The following is a 20,212-nucleotide window of genomic DNA, read 5'->3' on the forward strand; positions in this document are numbered from 1 at the left end:
CCGTGCCACCTCCCCCGCTGTCGCGGGGGAGGAAAATCAATTCTTGTAGCTCGGGTCCGTGCGGTCGCATTTGCGGCGGAGCGCCGGCCAGGCAAGCGCGCCGACCAGGCCGTTGAATGCCATCGCGCCCTGCCCCGCCGTCTTCTCCGGCACGCCCTGGTTCGGCCAGTTGGGCTGAGCGCCGCCGCCGAGCGCGCGCACCTGCATCGCGCAGGCGCGCTCCAGATAGTACATGCGCAGGAAAGCGTCGGCGCAGTTCTTGCCCAGCGCCAGCGTGCCGTGATTGCGCAGCAGCATGGCGTTCTTCTCGCCGATGTCGGCGACGAGGCGGTCGCGCTCGTCGAGATCGAGCGCGATGCCCTCATAGTCGTGATAGGCGAGGTCGCCGGTGACCATCATGGCGTGCTGGTCGAGCGGCAGAAGGCCGTCCTTCTGGGCCGAGACGGCGACGCCGTCGGTGGTGTGCAGGTGGATGACGCAGCCGGCGTCCTCGCGGTGCATGTGCAGGGCGGAGTGGATGGTGAAGCCGGCCGCGTTCACCGGGAACGGGCTCTCCATCACCTTGTTGCCGTCGACGTCGATCTTCACGAGGCTGGAGGCGGTGATCTCCTCGAACAGAAGACCGTAGGGGTTGATGAGGAAGTGGTGCTCGGGGCCCGGCACGCGGGCCGAGATGTGGGTGAAGATCATGTCGTCCCAGCCATGCATCGCGACCAGGCGATAGGTGGCGGCGAGATCCTCGCGGATCGCCCATTCCTCGGGGCTGACCTTGTCCCGGACGGAGGCGACATCGTCGGTGGTGGGCATTTTGCGGACGGCGCTGCTCATGGGGCTCTCCGGCGAAGGCGAAGCGCAATTTTGGACCCGAGGGGGGCGGCAGTCAAACGGGGGAGGTCATGAAAAACGGTGTCATACCCCCGAATGCGGGGTACCCAGTCAACGCCTGCCATGGCGGTGCAGGATTTCACCTGGGTCCGCCGCATTCGCGGCGGATGACAGTTATTGTTAGACGTACCGCATCTCCACCACGGCCCAGGCGTAGGCGGCGACGCGCCAGGCGCCGTCTTCCTTTTGCAGCACGATCGATTTGCCGCCCAGCTCGTGAAACGGCCGGCCGTGGAGCTTGCCGGTCCAGGTCACGGGGACGCAGAAATAGGCACGGTCGCCATGGACGCTGAAATCCAACGCCGGCGCGAAGCTGAAAGCCATGTCGCTCAGGGGGTGGATATGATGGCGCATGGCGTCGCGCCAGGTCGCGACGTCGCGGAAGATGTGCGGCGGGAAGTTCTCGACGATCGTCACGTCGCGGGCGAAGACGCCGTCAAGGTCCGTGTCGTCGCCGCTTGCGATGAAGCGGGCGATGCCGGCGGCCAGCGCCAGCATGTCGGCATCGGGTTCGCTCATCGCACGCGCTTCACGGCGGTCTTCCAGCCTTCGTAAAGCCCATTGCGGGCGCTCGGTTTCATCGCGGGCACGAACCGGCGATCCAGCGCCCAGCGGGCGGCGATGTCCTTGGTGTCCTTGAACAGGCCCGCCGCCAGACCGGCGAGATAGGCAGCACCCAGCGCCGTCGTCTCGGTCACCTGCGGTCGGTCGACCGGCAAGCCCGTCAGGTCGGCGAGGCGCTGGCAGAACCAGTCGTTGCGGACCATGCCGCCGTCGACCTTCAGCGCTTTCGGCGGGCGAAGGCCGCGGTCTTTCAGGTCGCGCGCCATGGCGTCCAGAAGATCGCGCGTCTGGAAGCACACCGCGTCGAGCGCGGCGCGCGCGATCTCGGCGGCGCCCATGTCGCGCGTGAGACCTATGATGGCGCCGCGCGCGTCGGGATCCCAATAGGGCGCGCCGAGGCCGGTGAAGGCGGGGACGAAATAGAGGCCCGGCGCCTCTTTCGCGGTGCGCGCGAGCGCCTCGATCTCCTCGGCGCTGCGGATCAGGCCGAGCGCGTCGCGCAGCCATTGCACCACGGCGCCGGCGACGAAGATGCTGCCCTCGATGGCGTAGGCGGTCTTTTTTCCGATGCGGTACGCGCTGGTCGCCAGCAGGCGGTTCTTCGAGGCCGGGACTTTGGGGCCGGTGTTGACCAGCGCGAAGCAGCCCGTGCCATAGGTCGATTTCACGTCGCCGGGCGAGAAGCAGGCCTGGCCGAAGGCGGCGGCCTGCTGGTCGCCGGCGACGCCGAGGATCGGGATGGAAGCGCCGAGCAGCGACTCTTCGGTGCGGCCGAAATCGCCGGCGCTGTCGCGCACGTCGGGAAGCGCGCGGCGCGGCACGCCGAACAGTTTCATCAGCTCGGCATCCCAATCGAGCGTCTTCAGGTCGAGCAGCATGGTGCGCGAGGCATTGGTCACGTCGGTGGCGTGTACCCTGCCGCCGGTCAGCTTGTAGATCAGCCAGGAGTCGACGGTGCCGAGCGCGATCTCGCCGGCCTCGGCCCGGCGGCGCGAGCCGGGGATATGATCGAGCAGCCATTCCATCTTGGTCGCCGAGAAATAGGGATCGAGCAGAAGGCCCGTCCTGGCGGCGATGCGCGGTTCGAGCTTGCGGGCTTTCAGCGCGCGGCAGCGCTCGGCGGTGCGCCGGTCCTGCCAGACGATGGCGTTGTGCAGCGGCTTGCCCGTGCGGCGGTCCCAGGCGACCGTCGTCTCGCGCTGGTTGGTGATGCCGATGGCGGCGACCGACGCGGCGGGCACGCCTTTGAGCGCGGCGCGGGCGCAGGCGAGCGTGGCCTGCCAGATATCCTCGGCGTCGTGCTCGACCCAACCGTTCTCAGGGTAATGCTGCTTGAGTTCGATGGCGTGGCCGGCCAAGGGCCGTGCGGCCGCGTCGAACAGGATGGCGCGCGTCGAGGTCGTCCCCTGGTCGACCGCCAGGATGTAGGGTTCTTCGGTCATGTCTGAATTCGGTACAGGTTGCGGGAGTCGCGGCCCGTTAGCTTAACACGGCGTTAACGGTCCTTTGCTACAGGTGTCGGACGGCAGAAATGCCGGGTGCAGAACGCATTTCGGGGCAGGATGTGGGGCTTACCGCGCACGATATGAGCGATATGGGTCGTTTGGCCCAGCTCGCCGTCAATCCGCAGGGAACCAGCCGGGAGGAGATCTACCTCGCGGTCGCCTCGCTCTACCGCATCCAGGGAACCGGCCTCAACGAGCGCGAGCGCGCTCTGATGCACGAAATCCTGCGCCGCCTGACCCGCGACGTCGAGATGGCGATCCGCATCGCGCTGGCCGAGCGGCTGGCCGACGACACCACGGCGCCGCACGATCTCATCCTCCTTCTGGCCGACGACAAGATCGAGGTCGCCCGCCCCCTGCTGCTGCGCAGCCCGCTGCTGACCGACGCCGATGTGCTGCGCCTGCTCGCCGCGGCGAGCGAGGCGCATTACGAGGCGGTCGCGGCCCGCGCCCATATCGGCGAGCCGGTCACCGAGCTGCTCGCCAGAAGCGAAGCCGAGCCGGTGCTGGTCGCGCTGGTGCGCAACGCCACCGCCAAGATATCGACGCTCGCCTTCGAGACCCTGGTCGAGAAATCGCGCCGGCTGGAGAGCCTGCACGAGCCCTTGACGCATCGCCCCGACCTGCCGCCGGTGCTGGCGGCGCGGATGTGCGAATGGGTCGCCGACGCGCTCAAGACCTATATCGTCGCGAACTACAGGATCGCCCCCGAGCGGCTGTCCACCGCGCTGACGCAGGCCGAGACCGTGGTCACGTCCGAGCCGGCGGCGCCGCGCACGCCGCCCGCCGAGAGCGCGCAGAAGCTGATCGACAAGCTCGCCTCGTCGGGACAGTTGAAGGCCGGTTTCCTGCTGCGCGTGCTGCACCAGGGCCAGTCGGACCTGTTCGACCTGGCGCTGGCCAAGCTGGTCAACATGCCGCTGGCGGAGCTGCGCCACAAATTCTATGACGGCGGCCCGCGCGCGGTGGCGCTGGCCTGCCGCGGCGTCGGCATCGATCGCTGCGTGTTCAACACCGTGTTCAACCTGTCGCGCCAGGCGCGCAATCTGCGCGCGGCGCTGAGCCCCGCCGACCTGGCGGAGGTCGAACGGGTGTTCGCCACCACGACCAAACCCAACGCGCTGGCGGAACTGAACAGCCTGAGCTTCAACTAGAAGTTACATCGGCCATTCCACGGCCTTGCCCTGCGTGGTAGGGTGACGCGTCATGACGATCAAATCGGCCAAACCGGAATCGAACGTTCCCGTCGAAGACGACGAGGACTTCTTGCGCCCGCCGACCGAACAGGAAACGGCGGAGCTGGATGCCTGGATCGAGCGCAACAAGGACGCGCTCAATGCGAGCATAAGGCGCGCGCGCGAAGACTTCGCGCGGGGCGAGTCCTACACGCTCGAGGACGTCATGGCCGAAATCAGAGAGCGCCGGCGTCTGCGCACCTGCCAAGACGAATAGCCGGAGTGGCAGAGCCAAGTGTCGATCTTGCGCCGGAAGCTCGTGTCGATTTGCTGGATCTCGAACAGTACATCGCCGAAAGGGACGGTCAGCGGCGTGCCGACCTGGTAATCGCGCGAATATATACCGGTCCATTCGAAACGTGGCGGACATGCCCGGCATGGGAACGGCCAAACGATATTTAGGGCCCGGCATCCGATCGTTCCCTTGTCGGCCATGGATGATCTTTTACGAGACGCTCCCGGACGGAAACGGGGGTCAGCGTCATGCGCATCCTCGACGGCCGCCGCAATTTGCCGACCATTTTTGCGAAGAATCCCTGACTTTCGCGCGACCGACCGCGCCTGTACACTGGCGGGATGATCGATCCGTTCGGCCGCACCATTTCCTATCTGCGCATCTCGGTGACGGACCGCTGCGACTTCCGCTGCGTCTATTGCATGACGGAGCACATGACCTTCCTGCCCAAGGCCGAGGTGCTAAGCCTGGAGGAGATCGAGCGGCTGGCGCTCGCCTTCGTCGCCAAGGGCGTGCAGCGGCTGCGCATCACCGGCGGCGAGCCGCTGGTCCGGCGCAACGTCATGCGCCTGTTCGAGCGGCTGGGACGCGAGATCGGCAGATCGAACCTCAAAGAGATCACGCTGACGACGAATGGCAGCCAGCTCGCGCGCCACGCCCGCGACCTGAAAGCGGCGGGCGTCCGGCGCGTCAATGTTTCGCTGGATACGCGCGATCCGGACAAGTTCCGCGCCATCACGCGCTGGGGGACTCTGGGGCCGGTCCTGGACGGCATCGATGCCGCGGACGCCGCCGGCCTCAAGGTCAAGATCAACACGGTGGCGCTCAAGGGCGTCAATGAGGACGAGATCGAGGATATGGTCCGCTGGGCTCATGGGCGCGGCTTCGACCTGACTCTGATCGAGACCATGCCGCTGGGCGAGATCGACGGCGATCGCGTCGGCCAGTACCTGCCGCTGTCGCTGGTGCGGGCGCGGCTGGCGAAGAGCTTCACCTTGGCCGAGACCGACTACCGCACCGGCGGGCCGGCGCGCTATGCGCGGGTGATCGAGACCGGCGGGCGGCTCGGCTTCATCACGCCGCTGACGCACAATTTCTGCGAGAGCTGCAACCGCGTGCGGCTGACCTGCACCGGGCAGCTCTATATGTGCCTGGGCCAGGACGACAGCGCCGATCTGCGCGCGGCGCTGCGGGCGACGCCGGACGACGCGCTGCTCGACGCCGCGATCGACGAGGCGATCGGGCGCAAGCCCAAGGGGCACGATTTCGTCATCGACCGGCGGCACGCCGCGCCAGCGCTCGCCCGCCACATGTCGACGACGGGCGGCTGACGGCATGGCCCCTGCCCTGCACTTCGTCGCCGCCGCGGCGCCCGACGCGCAAGCCGCGCTTGAAATCCTGCGCGGGCGCTATCGCGACGCGGGCGCCGACAAGGCGGACATCGTGGTCGCGCTGGGCGGCGACGGGTTCATGCTGCAGACGCTGCATACTTTCATGCCGGCCAAGAAGCCGATCTACGGGATGAACCTCGGCTCGGTCGGCTTCCTGATGAACGAATATCACGAGGACGATCTGGAGGAGCGGCTGGGCAAGGCGGAATCCGCCCTGCTCCATCCCCTGCGCATGCGCGCCACGGGGCCGAGCGGAACGATCGACGCGCTCGCCTTCAACGAGGTCTCGCTGCTGCGCCAGACGCGGCAGGCCGCCAAGCTGCGCATCCTGGTCGACGATACGGTGCGCATCGCCGAACTGATCTGCGACGGCATCCTGGTGTCCACGCCGGCGGGAAGCACCGCCTACAATCTTTCGGCGCATGGCCCGATCCTGCCGATCGACGCCGATCTCCTGGCGCTGACGCCGATCAGCGCCTTCCGCCCGCGCCGCTGGCGGGGCGCGCTCCTGCCGCACCGGGCCCATGTGCGGTTCGAGATCCTGGAAGCGGCCAAGCGGCCGGTCAGCGCGGTGGCGGACGATCTGGAGGCGCGCGACGTCAGCATCGTGGACGTGGCGGAGGACCGCTCGGTGGGCGTGACCATGCTGTTCGACGCCGGCCACAGCCTGGATGAACGAATCCTTGCCGAACAGTTCGTCGATTAACCGGCTTGCGCTTCACAAGACGTTAATGCGCCTGGCTTAGCTTGCCCTCACGGGGCGTGCGCCCAAGAGTCCGGTGTGCGAGAATGAGCGGCTATCGTTTCGATCGATTGAAGGTTCTGGTTGTCGACGACAGCCAGCATATGCGCAAGCTCGTCGTGACGATCCTGCAGGCCTTCGGCGTCGTCCAGGTCTCCGAGGCGACCGACGGCGAGAGCGCCTGGAAGGTGCTGCGCGACGCCAATCCCGACGTGATCGTGATGGACTGGATGCTGCCGGGGATGACCGGCATCGACGTCGTCAAGATGGTGCGCACGTCGAGCCAGACGCCCAATCCCTTCGTGCCGATCATCATGCTGACCGGCTACACCCAGCTCGACCATGTGCGAAAGGCGCGCGACGCGGGCGCCAACGAGTTCCTCGCCAAGCCGGTTTCGGTGAAGGCGGTGATGTCGCGCCTGGTCGCGGTGATCGAGCATCCCAGGCCTTACGTCCGCACCAAGGCCTATTTCGGTCCCTGCCGCCGCCGGCGCGGCAAGGAAGAGTATCGCGGGCCGGAACGCCGGGCCTCGGCCTATGAGGCCGCAGATGCCGAATAGCGAAGGGTCCTAAGATCATGGCACGCCAGCTCCCGATCGAAATCTTCATGCCGCCGAACATCCTCAAGGCCAAGGTCGGCAGCGCCATCGGCGGCATCGACATGGCGGCGGTCAAGCGCGCCGAGGCCGCGATGGAGACCCTGCGCGTCGAGTTCAACGACTGGCTCGCGGACGACGTGGCCAAGCTGGGCGAATGGCGCGACCGCTATGAGAGCGCGCCCACCGCCGAGGCGCGCGAGGGCCTGTTCCGCGCGGCGCACGACCTGAAGGGCCAGGCCGAGACCTTCGAGTTTCCGCTGATCGCGCGCGTCGCGGGATCGCTGACGCGGCTGATCGACCAGACCAAGCCGGCGGCCGACATACCGCTCGGCCTGATCGACGCCCATGTCGCGGCGATCCGCGTCATCTTCCGCGACAAGATCAAGACGGCGACCGACAAGACGGCGCTGGTGCTGGCGGACGAACTCGACGCGCGGGTGAGCGAAGCGGTCGAGTAGCGCCCTCACCCGAACGTCGCTGCGCGCCGTTCGACCTCTCCCGCTGCGCGGGAGAGGTATCTACATCGCATCCTTCATGTAGGCCCAGGTCTGGGCGTAGCCGGCGTCGTCGCGGATCTTGAGGATCTGGCCGTCGGGGCCGCTCTCGACCCAGGGCGTCACGGGAAGCACCTTGTCGGCGCGCGCGGCGGCGATGGCGGCGTCGACGCTCTTCGCCTTGTCCAACTTCGCCAGGTTGAGCTTGGTCGGGAAGATCACATTCCACTTCCGGCGGTCGCTGACCGCCTCGCCCGGCGCGATCCAGATCGAATCCACGGACTCGCGGCCGTCATGGCTGCCGACATGGCCGACCGGCGAGACGGCCAGGAAGAAATGCGTGTCGAAGCGCTTGGGCATGTTGGCGGGCGTGATCCAGTGCGCGAAGGGAACGAGAAGGTCGAGCGCGAGACGCAGCTTCTCCTTCTCCAGCACTTCGGCCAGGACGGCTTCGCGCCTGTCGAGCAGCGGACGGTAATGCTGAAGTTCTTCGAGACGCGCGGCGGAAACGAGTTCGCCGGTGCGCGCGTCGCGGGCGAGCAGGATGCCGGATTCCTCGAAGGCCTCGCGGATCGCGCCGGCGCCCAGCGCGCGCATCGGCGCCGTCCAATCTTCGGCGCAATCGACATGGGCGGCCAGCGCCGGATCGCTGTCGCCCATCTCCAGCTTGCCGCCGGGAAAGACCAGCGCGCCGGCGACGAAATCGATCTGGTGGTGGCGCTTGACCATGAACACTTCGAGACCGGCCGCGCCGTCGCGCAGCAGAAGGATCGTGGCGGCGGGCACGGGCGGCACGGCGGGTTTTTCGGACATGGTTCCTCGCTTCTCGTTGGCGCGAAGTCTAGCGAGCCGCCGCGGCCGCCGCCAAGCTGAAGGCCGAGGCGATCGCGAGCACGGTGTAGTAGCCGCCGGTGCCGAGTGCCGTTACGGCGCCGCCGCTCAGGAGCGGTCCGACGATCGAGCCGATGCCGAACAGAAGGATCAATCCTGCCGCTGCGGCAACACGGTTCTGCGGCGCCACGGCGTCGTTCGTGTGGGCGGCGGAGATCGCATACATCGGGAAGACCAGGCCGCCGGTCAAAGCCGAGGCGGCGAAGCGCGCCAGATCGCTCGCGCCGTTCGCCCACAAGCCGAACAACGCGACGGCGATGCCGCCGGCCGACATCAGCGCGATGGTGAGGCGGCGGCCCATCGCATCCGACAGCCAGCCCATCGGGAACTGAACCAAGGCGCCGCCGATCATCGCGACGGCCATGAAGAGGCTCACCTGCTGCAGGTCGAAGCCGCTCTTCTGCGCATAGACGGGCCCGAAGGTGAAGACGATGGACCAGCTCACCCCGGCGATGACGGTGACCGTCGCGCCGAGCGGCGAGAGGCGGAACAGGTTGCCGATGTGCAGCGGCTCGGGCGGCGCGCCCTTGGGCGCGGTGCGGCGCGCGACGACGACGGGAACGCCGCCGGCAAGGAAGAGGACCGCGGCCAGCAGGAACGGCCAGGCACTGCCCGGATCGCCGAGGCTGAGCAGGAGCTGCGATCCCGTCATCGCGATCATCTGCACGACCATGTAGATGCTGAAGACCCGGCCGCGCTGCTCGTTGACGACGCGCTCATGGATCCAGCTCTCGGCGCCGACATAGAGGCTCGAAAGCGCGAAGCCGGACGCGAGCCGCAACACCGCCCAGGCGACGGCCGCGACCAGGAATGCGTGCGCGGCAATGGCGAGCGCCGCTCCGATGGCGCCGAGCCACATCGTGGTGACATGCCCGGCCCGTCCGATGACGGCATGGCTGGTCAAGGGCGCGGCGGAGTAGCCGACGTAATAACTCGCCATGACGACGCCGATGGTCCAGGCGGGAAAGGCCTCGATCCCGGCGCGCACGCCGAGCAGGCTGGTCTGCAGGCCGTTCGCGATCTGGATGAAGAAGATGCAGACGATGACGGCGGAGACGGAGACAATGGCGGCGCGCATCGATTCCCCTTCGCTTGGGGCCGAGGCTTTAGTTGGTGGCGCGATTGTCCGCAACCGTGCCGACAGATGCCAGAACATCCATCACGCCGGGGGTCATCAGGAAGGGTGCCGACGGCAGTCCGCCCTTTTCCGCGTCGCCGAATCCGGTGGAGAAGAAGCCGCGGCTCGGGCGCCAGGAGGAGATGCTCGCGAGCAGCGCGCTCTGGTCCGGCGCGGCAACGGCGGTGCCGTCGACCAGGGTCGTCGGTGCGGCCGAGGGCGCGGAGCCGGCAAGCGCGGCGCTGCCGCCCGGCTGCTTGAGCGCCCAATTGTAGACCTCGCGCACCGTCTTGGGCGTGCCGTTGGAATGGTAGAAGACCTTGCGGTTGGCATCGGCCGCCGCTGGGAAGGCATGCGCGGCGCTGGCGTCGGGGTGGCTGTCGCTCAGCTTGATCAGGCGGCAGGCGGCGTCGGGTCCGAGGAAATGCGCGGCATAGAGCTCGCCGCCGCAGACGTCGCGGCCGAGCGATTGCTGCAGCGTGGCGCGGGTGGCCTGGGAGAACTCGCCGGCCATCAGGGCGGAGACCTGCGGGTCCTTGCGCAGGGCAAGAATTGCCCGGCGGTCGGCGGAATTGTCCGCGCGGTAGCGGCCGTCGGAGCCTTGGGCGATCGCGTCGGCATAGGCGCCGAGGCCGTGCTTCGCGCCATAGGTCTTGACCGTGCCGAGCCAGGTCTGCTCGGTGAACTGGAAGAGGCCGGCGGCGGAGGAAGTGCTTGCCTGCGCTGAGGGTTTCAAGCTCGACTCGCGCATCGCGGTGTCGAGCAGATAGTTGAAATCGGCGCCGGTCGCCGCCGAGGCGCGCTGCAGCGCGCCCAGGATCTGGGTCCGGTCGGTCGTGGCGGTCGCGGCTTCTGCCAGCATGGCAACGGGTTCTCCTGCGCAAACAGGAGCAATGCGCGTGCCAGTCCGGTTAACGCGCGTTCACGAATTGCGCGATGAAGGCGTCGCGGGCCGTGGCGTCGTAAGGGACGGCGGGGCTATGGCCCCAGACCGGGCCGGGCCAGGCCGGATCGCCAGGCCCGCGCGCCACGATATGGACGTGCAATTGCGGCACCAGATTGCCGAGCGCACCGATGTTGATCTTGTGTGCGCCGGTGAGGCGCCTGAGGATTTGCGACGCGGCGGCGATTTCCTCGGTCAGCGTCGCGCGGTCGGCGGCGTCGAGATCGGACAACTCGACGGCATCGGCGCGGCGCGGCACCAGGATCAGCCAGCGATAACGGGCGTCGTTCATGAGCAGGATGCGCGAGAGCGTCCAGTCGGCGACGAAGGCGGTGTCGGCGGCGAGGCGGGGATGGAGGGTGAAGGAGGACATGCGCCTTTATACTTCATTGTCGTGCCCGCGCAGGCGGGCACCCAGCCTTCGTCGCAAGGCGGCTCTGGATGCCCGCCTGCGCGGGCATGACAAACAGAACTCTTCTACGCCATTCCCAGCAGCGCGTGCGGGAGCAGTCCCTGGCGCCAGGCGAGGAAGCCGACGTAGCCGATATAGGCCAGCAGCAGGAGCGCGGCCTTGGGGCGGGAGAGGCTCCAATTGGCCGAGAGGAGCGGCAGGAGAAGCGCGGCGGCGCCCAGCACGACGAAGACATCCGTCGCAGCGAAGACCGGCGAGACGCGCAAGGGATGGACGAGCGCGGCGATGCCGAGCACGCCCAACAGATTGAACACGCTGGCCGTGATCAGATGGCCTATGGCGACCTGGGTATGGCCCCGGACGGCGGCGACCGCCGTCACCAGAAGGACGGGCACGGAAGCGGCGAACGCCACCAGCGTGATCGCCAGGACCGGCAGCGGGAGGTTCCACTGCGCCGCCAGGGACAAGGAGCCGCCCACCAGGAAATGGGCGCCGATCAGGAGGCAGATGACGCCCACGGCGAGGACGAACAATCCGCCGCCGATGGACGGATGTTCGCCGGTCATGCGCTTCTCGGCCTCGGCGCAGGCGACCGAGTGATCGGCCGAGCGGCGCCAGTCGGATACGGCGGCGACGACCGCGTACAGGATGAATCCGCCGATCAGCAGGATGCCCTCGCGCCGGGCGATCGTGCCGTGCAGCGCCAGCAGCACGAGCAGGCCGGCGGCGATCAAGAGGGCACCGCCGTCGCGCAAGACGACCTTCGGGGCGCTCGGCATCGGCCGGATCAGGGCGCACAGACCCAGGATGAGAAGCAGGTTGATCAGCGTCGCGCCGATCACCGCCCCGACGGCGAGATCGGGGATCCGGGACGCAGCGCCCTGCATGGCGATGGCGAGCGTCGGCGAGGACGTGCCCAGCGACAGGACGAACAGCCCGATGATGACGGGCGAAAGCCCCAGCGCCCGCTTCAGCATGACGCCGCCGCGGATCACGCCCTCCCCGCCCAGCGCCAGGAGGACGAAGCCCGCGCCGAAAATCCACCACGCCATCTGAAGATTCACCGGGACCTCACGCCTGTCCCTGTCCCTTCCGGAAGCGCCGCGGATCGAAGGCGGAAATGCCGGCCGCGCGTTCCAGAACAAGACGAGACATGTTCTGGGCCACGGCCGGTGCAAAGAGGATGCCGTTGCGATACTGGCCGGTTGCAACGAACAGACGACGCACCGAGGACGCGCCGAGGATCGGCAGCCCGTCGGGCGAGCCGGGCCGAAGGCCGGCCCAGCGCTCGATCACCTCCCAGCGCGCAAGCGACGGCATCAGGGCGATGGCGCGGCTCGACAACCACAGCGTGCCCGCGTCGGTCACGCTGGTGTCGAAGCCGACCTCGGCGGTCGTGGCGCCGATCAGGAGGCGGTCCCGGCGCGGGACGAGATAGACGCCGTTGCCCCAGATGACGCGCTCGGGCAGGCGGGCGCCCGGGGGCGGCGCGACGGCGATCATCTCGCCCTTGACCGGCTTGACCGGCGGGAGCGCATCGGGCGGCAGGCCGTCGAGCCCGCCCGACCAGGGTCCGGCGGAGAGGATGAAGGCGTCGGCCTCGTAGCGGTGGAACGGAGTGTGGAGGGCGTGGACGTCGTCATCCCGTACGTCGACGCGAATAGCCGCTTCGTTGACGCTGAGCGTGCCGCCGGCGCGGAGGAAGGCGCGGGTCAGCGCCTGACCCAGCAGGCGGCTGTCGACCTGGGCTTCGTCCGGCGCCCAGGCCGCGCCTGCGATGTCTGGTGACAACATCGGTTCCATTGCCCGGGTTTCGTCGGGCGTCAGGTATCCGGCGCCGGGCCGCGCGATGAGGCTGTCGACCTCGCTCCGGTCGCGAGCCACCAGCAAGGCGCCGTTGCGGCGATAGTCGATCTCGAGCCCGGAAGCGGCTTCCACGTCCCTGGCAAAGTCCGGCCACAAAGCACTGGCCTGGCGGGCGAAATCGGCCTCGGGATTGTCACCTTCCGCGTTTTCGCCGGCGACGGCGAGCATGCCGGCCGAGGCCCAGGTCGCGCCCATGGCGGGCTGGCCGCGTTCCAGGATGGTGACGTCGGCGCCGGCCTGCCTCAGCCGCCAGCCGATCCCCAATCCGGCAACGCCGGCGCCGATGATGACGACCTTCATGGCTGTTGCGCCGCGACGGCCGCCACGCGGCTTCCCGCCGCGACAAAGCACAGCGTTCCAACGAGATAGGCGATGATGCTGAACCAGTCCGGCAGGAGGCAGGCGAGCGCAAAGGCGACGAAGAGCTCGGTCTTGCCGATGAGGACAGGCGCCCAGGGGGCCGCCGCGAGCGTGCCGGCCAGCGCCGCGGTGCGTGCGACGAGACCCAGCATCAGGAACATCGCCGCCAGCGCCCGGTCGGGCGCGGCCAGCGCAAAGGCGAAAGCGATTCCCGCCGCGGCGATCACGGAGAGGACGAGATCGAGATAAGCGCCGAAGGGCGTGGCGCCTTCCCTGCGGGCGACGGGACCGTCGAGACTGTCGAACGCACCGGCCAGCGCGAGGAGGGCGAGACCCAGCAGGTAATCCCGGTGGCCGATGTCGAGCATCGCGACGGCGCTGCAGAGGAAGGCCGAGACCGTCAGCGTCCAACCGCGGACCTTGCGCGCCGAAAGCCACGCCGCCGCGGGCGCGAGCGGGCCGTCGAGGTGGCGGCGAAGGAGACTGTCGAGCATGGCAACGGCTTATTGGGTCGGATGGGCACGGTCAAACCGCAAAACCGTGTCCGATATACGGCGTAAGGACGCGTGCGCTGCCAAAAGGCTTTAACGACGGTGCGGTCCGCGTCTTATAGTGGCGACAGCGCAATCGGAGCGGCAGCCATGGAGACAGTCCCGTTCGGTGCCGGACGTTTCCGGCGCGCGGCGCATTTCGTCCGCGACGCGGAACTCGTGCAGCCATGAGGTTCGCGAGGGGGATAGCAGGGGTACTGGCGGTCATGGCAGTTGGTATGGTTGCGAATACCGCGTTCGGCGAGATCGGACGCGGCGACCGCTATTCGGGGGCGAAATGGGCGACGCGCTCCCCGGTGCTCGGCCAGCACGGCATGGCGGCGACGGCGGTGCCGGCGGCGTCGCTGGTCGCCATCGATATCCTGAAGAAGGGCGGCAGCGCGGTGGATGCCGCCATCGCGGCCAATGCGACGCTGGGCCTGATGGAGCCGGTGTCGAACGGGATCGGCGGCGATCTGTTCGCCATCGTGTGGGATCCCAAGACCAAGAAGCTCTACGGCTATAACGGCTCGGGCCGCGCCGCGCAGGGGCGCGATCTCGCCCTGATGATCGCCAAGGTGAAGGCGGTCGATGCCGAGCTGGGCGTGCCCTACGACGCGCATATCCCCAAATACGGATCGCTGGCGGTGACGGTGCCGGGCGCGGTCGACGGCTGGGGCGCGCTGCATGCGCGGTTCGGCAAGCTGAGCCTGGCCGAAGACCTGGCGCCGGCCATCGCCTATGCGAAGAACGGCTTTGCCGTGACGCAGCTCGTGTCGCTCTATTGGCGGGGCAACATGAAGGCCTTCGCCAAGGCCGGTGCGATGCTGGAGGAGTTCGACAATGCGCGGGCGACCTATCTGATCGACGGCAAGGCGCCGGTCGAGGGGCAGATTTTCCGCAATCCCGATCTCGCCCACACGCTGGAGATCATCGCCAAGGGCGGGCGCGACGCGTTCTACAAGGGCGAGATCGCGCACCGGATCGACGCCTATTTCCGGCGCATCGGCGGCGATCTGCGCTACGAAGATTTCGCGTCGCATCACGGCGAATGGGTCGAGCCCCTGGGCGTGAACTATCGCGGCTATGACGTCTACGAGCTGCCGCCCAACAGCCAGGGCGCGGCGGTGCTGCAGATGCTGCAGATATTGAAGGGCTTCGACCTGAAGAAAATGGGCGCCGGATCGGCCGATGCGGTGACGGCGATGCTGGAGGCCAAACGGCTGACCTATGAAGACCTGGCCAAATGGTACGCCGATCCGGCCTTCGCCCATGTGCCGATGAAGGAGCTTTTGTCGGACCGCTATGCGGACGCGCGGCGCAAGCTGATCGACCTTGCGCGCGCCAGCACGGAGGTCGGGCCGGGCGATCCGCGCCTGGAACAGGGCGACACGACCTATTTCACCACCGCCGACAAGGACGGGATGATGGTCTCGCTCATCCAGTCGAATTATCGCGGCATGGGATCGGGGCTGGTGGCCGACCATATGGGCTTCGTGTTCCACGACCGGGGCGAGCTGTTCTCGCTCGATCCGCGCGCGGCCAACGTCTACGCGCCGGGTAAGCGGCCGTTCCAGACGATCATTCCGGGCTTCGTGATGAAGGACGGCGCGCCCTTCATGGCGTTCGGGCTGATGGGCGGGGACATGCAGCCGCAAGGCCATGTCCAGGTGCTGACCGACATCATCGATTTCGGGATGAACGTGCAGGAGGCGGGCGACGCGGCGCGCTGGTACCACACCGGCGGCAGCGAAGTGACAGGCGAGCGGCCCACCGGCAATGTCGTGGAGATGGAGACGGGCTTCGATCCGGCCGTGAAGGCGGAACTGGCGCGGCGCGGCTATACGGTGCGGCCCGGCACGGGCGCGTTCGGCGGCTATCAGGCGATAATGTTCGACGCCAAGAACCGCGTCTATTGGGGCGGGAGCGAGATGCGCAAGGACGGGATGGCGATCGGGTATTAAAGCTTTCGAGAAGCTTTTTTCGCTGTCGCAGCCCGTAGGATCATGCGTCCGCCTGGCTTCTTCTCGTAGACCAACTGGCCGCCATTCGGCAGTCCCAGATGGCACATCGCTTCCTTCGGCAGCGTGATTTGAAGTTTGGAATTGATCTTCACGGCGAAGGTCTTCATCCGATAATTATATCGCCGTGTCTCGATCCAGTCGATGGCGTTGTGGGCTCAGCCGCCCCTCGCCGCTCGGCCTCCTCTTCGTTCAGGCGCATGGTGACAAGGACGACGATCATCGCGGCGAAGCTCGTCAGCGTGCCGGGCAGCCAGATGATCAGGCCGCCATAGTGCTGGTCGTTCAGCGCCGTCATCGGCAGGATGCGGCCGCAGATCTCGTAGACCGGATAGAAATCGGCGGTCGACAGCGACAGGATCGCGCCCAGGACCATCTGCGGCAGCTCGATGACCAGGATCATCGCGCCCCGCATGAGATGGCTGAGCCGCGCCGGCGGCTTGGGGCGCGGATCGAGCACCAGCGACCAGAACATCACGCCGTTGATCGCCATCGTCCAGTTCATCAGCGCGTAGAGGTTCGCGTCCAGCATCACGCGGGTGTGGATCGCGGGCAGGAGCCAGAAATAGAGAAGGCCGACGAACAGGATCGGCGCCACGGCGGGATGCTGCAGGACATCGACCGTGCGGCGCAGCGGCTTGGCGTCGAGGATCGGATGAAGCGCCGCCGGCATGCCGGCGCGCAGGACGGGGCCGGACGCGCCCAGCGCGATCAGGAAGGCGCCGGCGTGGTGCAGCACGAAATGCGCGGCGCGGTGGACGAAGAACATGTGCTGCGCCCAATAATCGATATGGGTCTGGAGCACGATGTAGAAGGAGAGGATGCCGGCGACGAAGCTTGCGGCGCGCCAGAGCGAGGGCCGCTGCGGCGGCGCGACGCGCGTCCAGCCCTTTGCGAACCAGACCAATGAAAGCACGGTCGCGAGATAGACCGGCCAGGAAAACTCCCACGGCATCCAGGGCGGAAGCTGCGCCGGGAAGAAGCGGCACGCCGCGTCGAGCGCGGCTCCGGCGGCGAGCACGGCGCCATAAAGCGGCCAATCGGAGCGGGTTCGGGCAAGGGCCGGGGCGGACATCGGCCGTCTTATAATTCGCGGCGCAGGGGACTTGCGAGGCGTTTGGTCACAGCGGCGGTTCCTTCGCGGCAAAGCCGTGCTATGCGCGGGGCATGAAGATCGCCCCTGCCCTCGCCGTGCTCCTGCTCGCGGTCCTGGCCGCCTGCGGACGGCAGGACCAGGCATTTCACGCCACCGACGTGACGGGCGCCCTGCCCGCGCTGGACCTGACGCTGACGCGCGCCAATGACGGACGCGAGGTCCGCGCCGCCGACTATCGCGGCAAGGTCGCGATCCTCTATTTCGGCTACACGCAATGCCCGGACATCTGTCCGACGACGCTGGCCAATCTTTCGGACATGCTCCAGAAGCTCGGTCCCCGCGCCGGCGACGTGCGCGTGCTGTTCGTCACCGTCGATCCGAACCGCGACACGCTGCCGGCGCTGAAGGGCTATGTGGCGTCGTTCGGGCCTGAGATCGACGGCATGCGCGGAACGCCGGACGAGCTGACAGCGCTGGCGCGGCGCTATCGCGTGGCGTTCAGCGTGACGCCGGGACCGCCCTATGAGGTGATGCATTCCAACGCGGTGTTCTTCTTCGACCGAACCGGCCGGGCAAGGCTGGTGTCGATGGATGTGAGCAAGGCTGAGGATGTCGCGGCGGATGTGCGAAGGTTGATGGAATAGGCATCCATCTTTCCTCCCCCGCTGGGGGAGGTGTCGAGCGAAGCGAGGCGGAGGGGGCCTGTGCAGGGCGGCCGGCCCCCTCCGTCACGCCTGCGCTGCGCTATGGCGGGCCACCTCCCCCGCAAACGCGGGGGAGGAAAGTTTAGATGTGCAGCGCGATCTTGTCGGCGTCCAGCACGGCTTCGTGCAGCATCTCCGACAAGGTCGGGTGCGGGAAGATCGTGTGCTGGAGCTCGGCGTCCGTCAGCTCGCCCGTCTTGGCCACCGTGTAGCTGTTGATCAGCTCCGTCACCTCCGCGCCGATCATGTGCGCGCCCAGCATTTCGCCGGTCTCGGCGTCGAACACCGTCTTGATGAAACCCTCGGAATCGCCCAGCGCGATCGCTTTGCCGTTGCCGATGAAGGGGAAGCGGCCGACCTTGATCTTGCGGCCCGTCGCCTTGGCCTTCGCCTCCGTCAGGCCGACGCTCGCGACCTGCGGCCAGCAATAGGTACAGCCGGGAACGTTCGCCGTGTTCAGCGGATGGACGCCCTTCACGCCGGCGATGCGCTCGGCGACGATGACGCCCTCGTGCATCGCCTTGTGCGCCAGCCAGGGCGGGCCGACGAGATCGCCGATGGCCCAGAGGCCCGGCACGCCGGTGGCACCCCATTGGTCGATCACCACATGGGTCCTGTCGACCTTCACGCCGGCCGCCTCCAGGCCGATATTCTCGACATTGCCGACGATGCCGACGGCCAGGATCACACGCTCGGCGGTGATGGTTTCGGTCTTGCCGTCTTTCGTCTTCAGCGTGGCGGTGACGCTGTCCGCGCCTTTCTCCAGCTTCTCGACGGTGGTGCCGACCTTCAGCTTCATGCCCTGCTTGGCGAACGCCTTGGCGGCGAAGGCGGAGACTTCCTCGTCCTCCACCGGCAGCACGCGGTCGAGCACTTCGACCACCGTCACCTCGGCGCCGAGCGTGCGGTAGAAGCTGGCGAATTCGATGCCGATGGCGCCGGAGCCGACGATCAGGAGCGATTTCGGGAAGGACGGCGGCACCATCGCCTCGCGATAGGTCCAGATCAGCTTGCCGTCCGGCTCCATGCCGGGGAAGGTGCGGGCGCGCGCGCCGGTGGCGAGCACGATGTTCTTCGCCTCGTATTCGGCGGTCTTGCCGTCCTTGGCGACGGTGAGCTTGTTTTTGCCCGCGAGCTTCGCATCGCCGGCGATCACCGTGATCTTGTGCTTCTTCATCAGGAAGGCGACGCCGCTGGAAAGCTGCTGCGCCACCTTGCGCGAGCGCTCCACGATCTTGGCGATGTCGAATTTGAGGTTGTCGGCCGAGAAGCCGAACTCGTTCAGCCGGTGCATCAGGTGCCAGATCTCGGACGAGCGCAGCAGCGCCTTGGTCGGGATGCAGCCCCAGTTGAGGCAGATGCCGCCGAGCTTGTCGCGCTCCACGATGGCGGTCTTGAGGCCCAGTTGCGCGGCGCGGATGGCGCAGACATAGCCGCCGGGGCCGCTGCCCATCACGATGACGTCGAAGGAATCAGCCAAGGGAATCTCCGAAAGCGCTCAGCACCAGGACGCCGACAAGCGCGGGAATCAGGAAGAGAAAGAAGTAGATGCCGGAAACGAAGAGGAACTTCACCGTCGTCAGGAACCAGCCCTGTTCGTAGAACCGCTTCATGGCGAGGAAGATGTAGACCGAGCAGGCGATGAAGAAGATCGACGCCACATTGCCGCCCGACATGATCTGGGCCAGGCCGACGCAGAGCATCAGCAGTACGAAGGCGAAGGTGTGGATGCTGAACGAGAAGACGAGATGGTCGACGAGGTAGAAATCCTTGCGGCGGCGGATATGGAACAGCGCCAACAGGAGGGCATAGAGCGGCAGCAGCAGGAACAGGGCGCGCGGAATCCAGGTCGTCATCGGGCCGTTCAGCGCGGCGGGATCGGCCGCGATGCGATTCACGGCGGGATAGACATAGTTGTGCATGAAGCTCGAGCCTTCCGGATCCTTCGCGTCGGCCATTTGCGCCGGCAATTCGAGCAGCTGCTTGCGCGCGACCGGCGGAAGGCTCGAGTGGTAGCGGCCGAGCGGGGAGAAGAAGTGCTCCCGCGCCGAGTATTCGAAGACACCGCCGGGGCGCGTCGCCTTCTCCATCGCGATCGGGATGAGCGGCTTGATCGCCTTCATGTCCGGATCGTTGTCCGTCTTGTCATAGGCCGGATTGGGGATAAAGGGCTTGCCGTTCACCCAGACCACTTTCTGCGGCGTCGCCGTCACTTCGAGCTGCAAGAGGCCGATCTTGGTCACGCTCAAAAGCACGAAGAAGACGAGCGAGACGAAGAGGTAGAGACGGATCGCCGGGACATAGGGCTGGGTGCGGCCTTCGCGGAACGCCTTGGGCAGCTCGCCGGGCTGGAACAGCAGCGCGCGCGCGGTACGCAGGATGCGGCTGTCGAAATTCACCACATCCTTGACGAAGGCGTAGATGAGATTGTGGACGGAGCGCCGTCCGGTGACCTGGGCCTGGCCGCACACCGCGCAATAGGGGCCGAGCAGCGGCTTGCGGCAATTGGCGCAGGTGTCCGTCGCGGTGCCCCGCGCCGCGAGCGCGGAGGCGGCCGCCTCGACTGCCGCGGCGGCGCCCGTCTCCAGAATGGCTTCGACGTCCCCGGTCATGGCGGGAACT

At 67.4% G+C, this 20,212-nt stretch carries 22 protein-coding genes; 8 read left to right on the forward strand and 14 right to left on the reverse strand.

Annotation, left to right across the window (positions count from 1 at the left end):
* Positions 1 to 36 precede the first annotated feature (36 nt).
* The 3 genes from WDN01_07510 to glpK form a co-directional block, all read right to left on the reverse strand.
* The gene (locus WDN01_07510) at positions 37 to 828 is read right to left on the reverse strand and encodes a class II aldolase/adducin family protein (GenBank protein ID MEJ0025857.1); all 792 of its coding nucleotides are present in this window, start codon (positions 826 to 828) and stop codon (positions 37 to 39) included.
* A gap of 177 nt (positions 829 to 1,005) precedes the next feature.
* Positions 1,006 to 1,404 carry a hypothetical protein gene (locus WDN01_07515; protein ID MEJ0025858.1) on the reverse strand — a complete coding sequence of 133 codons (399 nt, stop codon included), beginning with the start codon at positions 1,402 to 1,404 and terminating at the stop codon, positions 1,006 to 1,008.
* The gene (gene glpK, locus WDN01_07520) at positions 1,401 to 2,891 is read right to left on the reverse strand and encodes a glycerol kinase GlpK (protein ID MEJ0025859.1); all 1,491 of its coding nucleotides are present in this window, start codon (positions 2,889 to 2,891) and stop codon (positions 1,401 to 1,403) included. Before glpK ends, WDN01_07515 begins: the two co-directional genes overlap by 4 nt.
* A 152-nt stretch (positions 2,892 to 3,043) precedes the next feature.
* On the opposite strand from glpK, the gene WDN01_07525 reads away from it, so the two are divergent.
* The 6 genes from WDN01_07525 to WDN01_07550 all read left to right on the forward strand — a co-directional run bounded on the left by WDN01_07525 (position 3,044) and on the right by WDN01_07550 (position 7,614).
* Positions 3,044 to 4,108, forward strand: a complete 1,065-nt coding sequence (locus WDN01_07525; GenBank protein ID MEJ0025860.1) for a DUF2336 domain-containing protein — start codon at positions 3,044 to 3,046, stop codon at positions 4,106 to 4,108.
* A 52-nt stretch (positions 4,109 to 4,160) separates the two neighbouring features.
* Positions 4,161 to 4,406, forward strand: a complete 246-nt coding sequence (locus WDN01_07530; GenBank protein MEJ0025861.1) for a hypothetical protein — start codon at positions 4,161 to 4,163, stop codon at positions 4,404 to 4,406.
* 359 nt (positions 4,407 to 4,765) lie between these two features.
* Positions 4,766 to 5,755 carry a GTP 3',8-cyclase MoaA gene (moaA, locus tag WDN01_07535; GenBank protein MEJ0025862.1) on the forward strand — a complete coding sequence of 330 codons (990 nt, stop codon included), beginning with the start codon at positions 4,766 to 4,768 and terminating at the stop codon, positions 5,753 to 5,755.
* A gap of 4 nt (positions 5,756 to 5,759) precedes the next feature.
* A complete protein-coding gene (locus tag WDN01_07540) occupies positions 5,760 to 6,521 on the forward strand; it encodes an NAD kinase (GenBank protein ID MEJ0025863.1) in 762 nt (253 codons plus the stop codon).
* A gap of 83 nt (positions 6,522 to 6,604) precedes the next feature.
* Complete coding sequence (locus WDN01_07545) at positions 6,605 to 7,117, forward strand: response regulator (protein ID MEJ0025864.1); 513 nt, start codon at positions 6,605 to 6,607, stop codon at positions 7,115 to 7,117.
* 17 nt (positions 7,118 to 7,134) lie between these two features.
* Entirely contained in the window at positions 7,135 to 7,614 is a 480-nt protein-coding gene (locus tag WDN01_07550) for an Hpt domain-containing protein (protein MEJ0025865.1), read from the forward strand.
* A 60-nt stretch (positions 7,615 to 7,674) separates the two neighbouring features.
* On the opposite strand, the gene WDN01_07555 is transcribed toward WDN01_07550, so the two are convergent.
* From WDN01_07555 to WDN01_07585, 7 genes are all read right to left on the reverse strand, one after another.
* Positions 7,675 to 8,463: a hypothetical protein gene (locus WDN01_07555; protein MEJ0025866.1), complete on the reverse strand. Its 789-nt coding sequence runs from the start codon at positions 8,461 to 8,463 to the stop codon at positions 7,675 to 7,677.
* Between the two features lie 28 nt (positions 8,464 to 8,491).
* The gene (locus WDN01_07560) at positions 8,492 to 9,619 is read right to left on the reverse strand and encodes an MFS transporter (GenBank protein ID MEJ0025867.1); all 1,128 of its coding nucleotides are present in this window, start codon (positions 9,617 to 9,619) and stop codon (positions 8,492 to 8,494) included.
* Positions 9,620 to 9,647: 28 nt separating this feature from the next.
* Positions 9,648 to 10,520 (reverse strand): hypothetical protein, encoded by an 873-nt coding sequence (locus tag WDN01_07565; protein MEJ0025868.1) that lies wholly within the window; start codon positions 10,518 to 10,520, stop codon positions 9,648 to 9,650.
* A 49-nt stretch (positions 10,521 to 10,569) separates the two neighbouring features.
* Positions 10,570 to 10,974 carry an HIT family protein gene (locus WDN01_07570; protein MEJ0025869.1) on the reverse strand — a complete coding sequence of 135 codons (405 nt, stop codon included), beginning with the start codon at positions 10,972 to 10,974 and terminating at the stop codon, positions 10,570 to 10,572.
* Between the two features lie 104 nt (positions 10,975 to 11,078).
* The gene (locus WDN01_07575; GenBank protein MEJ0025870.1) at positions 11,079 to 12,065 is read right to left on the reverse strand and encodes a hypothetical protein; all 987 of its coding nucleotides are present in this window, start codon (positions 12,063 to 12,065) and stop codon (positions 11,079 to 11,081) included.
* Between the two features lie 19 nt (positions 12,066 to 12,084).
* The gene (thiO, locus tag WDN01_07580; GenBank protein ID MEJ0025871.1) at positions 12,085 to 13,179 is read right to left on the reverse strand and encodes a glycine oxidase ThiO; all 1,095 of its coding nucleotides are present in this window, start codon (positions 13,177 to 13,179) and stop codon (positions 12,085 to 12,087) included.
* Positions 13,176 to 13,733 carry a CDP-alcohol phosphatidyltransferase family protein gene (locus WDN01_07585; GenBank protein ID MEJ0025872.1) on the reverse strand — a complete coding sequence of 186 codons (558 nt, stop codon included), beginning with the start codon at positions 13,731 to 13,733 and terminating at the stop codon, positions 13,176 to 13,178. The genes thiO and WDN01_07585 overlap by 4 nt, the downstream gene beginning before the upstream one ends.
* Positions 13,734 to 13,996: 263 nt before the next feature.
* On the opposite strand from WDN01_07585, the gene ggt reads away from it, so the two are divergent.
* A complete protein-coding gene (gene ggt / locus WDN01_07590) occupies positions 13,997 to 15,733 on the forward strand; it encodes a gamma-glutamyltransferase (GenBank protein ID MEJ0025873.1) in 1,737 nt (578 codons plus the stop codon).
* Here the strand turns inward: ggt and WDN01_07595 are convergent.
* Positions 15,730 to 15,900, reverse strand: a complete 171-nt coding sequence (locus tag WDN01_07595) for an AbrB/MazE/SpoVT family DNA-binding domain-containing protein (GenBank protein MEJ0025874.1) — start codon at positions 15,898 to 15,900, stop codon at positions 15,730 to 15,732. The genes ggt and WDN01_07595 overlap by 4 nt on opposite strands.
* Positions 15,897 to 16,865, reverse strand: a complete 969-nt coding sequence (locus WDN01_07600) for a cytochrome c oxidase assembly protein (GenBank protein MEJ0025875.1) — start codon at positions 16,863 to 16,865, stop codon at positions 15,897 to 15,899. Before WDN01_07600 ends, WDN01_07595 begins: the two co-directional genes overlap by 4 nt.
* A gap of 92 nt (positions 16,866 to 16,957) precedes the next feature.
* On the opposite strand from WDN01_07600, the gene WDN01_07605 reads away from it, so the two are divergent.
* Complete coding sequence (locus WDN01_07605; protein MEJ0025876.1) at positions 16,958 to 17,530, forward strand: SCO family protein; 573 nt, start codon at positions 16,958 to 16,960, stop codon at positions 17,528 to 17,530.
* Positions 17,531 to 17,672: 142 nt separating this feature from the next.
* Here the strand turns inward: WDN01_07605 and lpdA are convergent, their stop codons facing one another.
* Together lpdA and WDN01_07615 are read right to left on the reverse strand one after the other, a co-directional pair.
* The gene (lpdA, locus tag WDN01_07610) at positions 17,673 to 19,070 is read right to left on the reverse strand and encodes a dihydrolipoyl dehydrogenase (protein MEJ0025877.1); all 1,398 of its coding nucleotides are present in this window, start codon (positions 19,068 to 19,070) and stop codon (positions 17,673 to 17,675) included.
* Positions 19,063 to 20,202: a DUF3667 domain-containing protein gene (locus tag WDN01_07615; protein ID MEJ0025878.1), complete on the reverse strand. Its 1,140-nt coding sequence runs from the start codon at positions 20,200 to 20,202 to the stop codon at positions 19,063 to 19,065. Before WDN01_07615 ends, lpdA begins: the two co-directional genes overlap by 8 nt.
* Positions 20,203 to 20,212 lie beyond the last annotated feature (10 nt).

Source organism: Rhizomicrobium sp. (genome assembly GCA_037200985.1).
GTDB lineage: Bacteria > Pseudomonadota > Alphaproteobacteria > Micropepsales > Micropepsaceae > Rhizomicrobium.

Excerpts from the sequence above, each read along its gene's own strand:
- WDN01_07510 (MEJ0025857.1), bottom strand. The coding sequence starts at position 828 with ATGAGCAGCGCCGTCCGCAAAATGCCCACCACCGACGATGTCGCCTCC.
- WDN01_07515 (MEJ0025858.1), bottom strand. The coding sequence starts at position 1,404 with ATGAGCGAACCCGATGCCGACATGCTGGCGCTGGCCGCCGGCATCGCC.
- glpK (MEJ0025859.1), bottom strand. The coding sequence starts at position 2,891 with ATGACCGAAGAACCCTACATCCTGGCGGTCGACCAGGGGACGACCTCG.
- WDN01_07525 (MEJ0025860.1), top strand. The coding sequence starts at position 3,044 with ATGGGTCGTTTGGCCCAGCTCGCCGTCAATCCGCAGGGAACCAGCCGG.
- WDN01_07530 (MEJ0025861.1), top strand. The coding sequence starts at position 4,161 with ATGACGATCAAATCGGCCAAACCGGAATCGAACGTTCCCGTCGAAGAC.
- moaA (MEJ0025862.1), top strand. The coding sequence starts at position 4,766 with ATGATCGATCCGTTCGGCCGCACCATTTCCTATCTGCGCATCTCGGTG.
- WDN01_07540 (MEJ0025863.1), top strand. The coding sequence starts at position 5,760 with ATGGCCCCTGCCCTGCACTTCGTCGCCGCCGCGGCGCCCGACGCGCAA.
- WDN01_07545 (MEJ0025864.1), top strand. The coding sequence starts at position 6,605 with ATGAGCGGCTATCGTTTCGATCGATTGAAGGTTCTGGTTGTCGACGAC.
- WDN01_07550 (MEJ0025865.1), top strand. The coding sequence starts at position 7,135 with ATGGCACGCCAGCTCCCGATCGAAATCTTCATGCCGCCGAACATCCTC.
- WDN01_07555 (MEJ0025866.1), bottom strand. The coding sequence starts at position 8,463 with ATGTCCGAAAAACCCGCCGTGCCGCCCGTGCCCGCCGCCACGATCCTT.
- WDN01_07560 (MEJ0025867.1), bottom strand. The coding sequence starts at position 9,619 with ATGCGCGCCGCCATTGTCTCCGTCTCCGCCGTCATCGTCTGCATCTTC.
- WDN01_07565 (MEJ0025868.1), bottom strand. The coding sequence starts at position 10,520 with ATGCTGGCAGAAGCCGCGACCGCCACGACCGACCGGACCCAGATCCTG.
- WDN01_07570 (MEJ0025869.1), bottom strand. The coding sequence starts at position 10,974 with ATGTCCTCCTTCACCCTCCATCCCCGCCTCGCCGCCGACACCGCCTTC.
- WDN01_07575 (MEJ0025870.1), bottom strand. The coding sequence starts at position 12,065 with ATGGCGTGGTGGATTTTCGGCGCGGGCTTCGTCCTCCTGGCGCTGGGC.
- thiO (MEJ0025871.1), bottom strand. The coding sequence starts at position 13,179 with ATGAAGGTCGTCATCATCGGCGCCGGCGTTGCCGGATTGGGGATCGGC.
- WDN01_07585 (MEJ0025872.1), bottom strand. The coding sequence starts at position 13,733 with ATGCTCGACAGTCTCCTTCGCCGCCACCTCGACGGCCCGCTCGCGCCC.
- ggt (MEJ0025873.1), top strand. The coding sequence starts at position 13,997 with ATGGCAGTTGGTATGGTTGCGAATACCGCGTTCGGCGAGATCGGACGC.
- WDN01_07595 (MEJ0025874.1), bottom strand. The coding sequence starts at position 15,900 with ATGAAGACCTTCGCCGTGAAGATCAATTCCAAACTTCAAATCACGCTG.
- WDN01_07600 (MEJ0025875.1), bottom strand. The coding sequence starts at position 16,865 with ATGTCCGCCCCGGCCCTTGCCCGAACCCGCTCCGATTGGCCGCTTTAT.
- WDN01_07605 (MEJ0025876.1), top strand. The coding sequence starts at position 16,958 with ATGAAGATCGCCCCTGCCCTCGCCGTGCTCCTGCTCGCGGTCCTGGCC.
- WDN01_07615 (MEJ0025878.1), bottom strand. The coding sequence starts at position 20,202 with ATGACCGGGGACGTCGAAGCCATTCTGGAGACGGGCGCCGCCGCGGCA.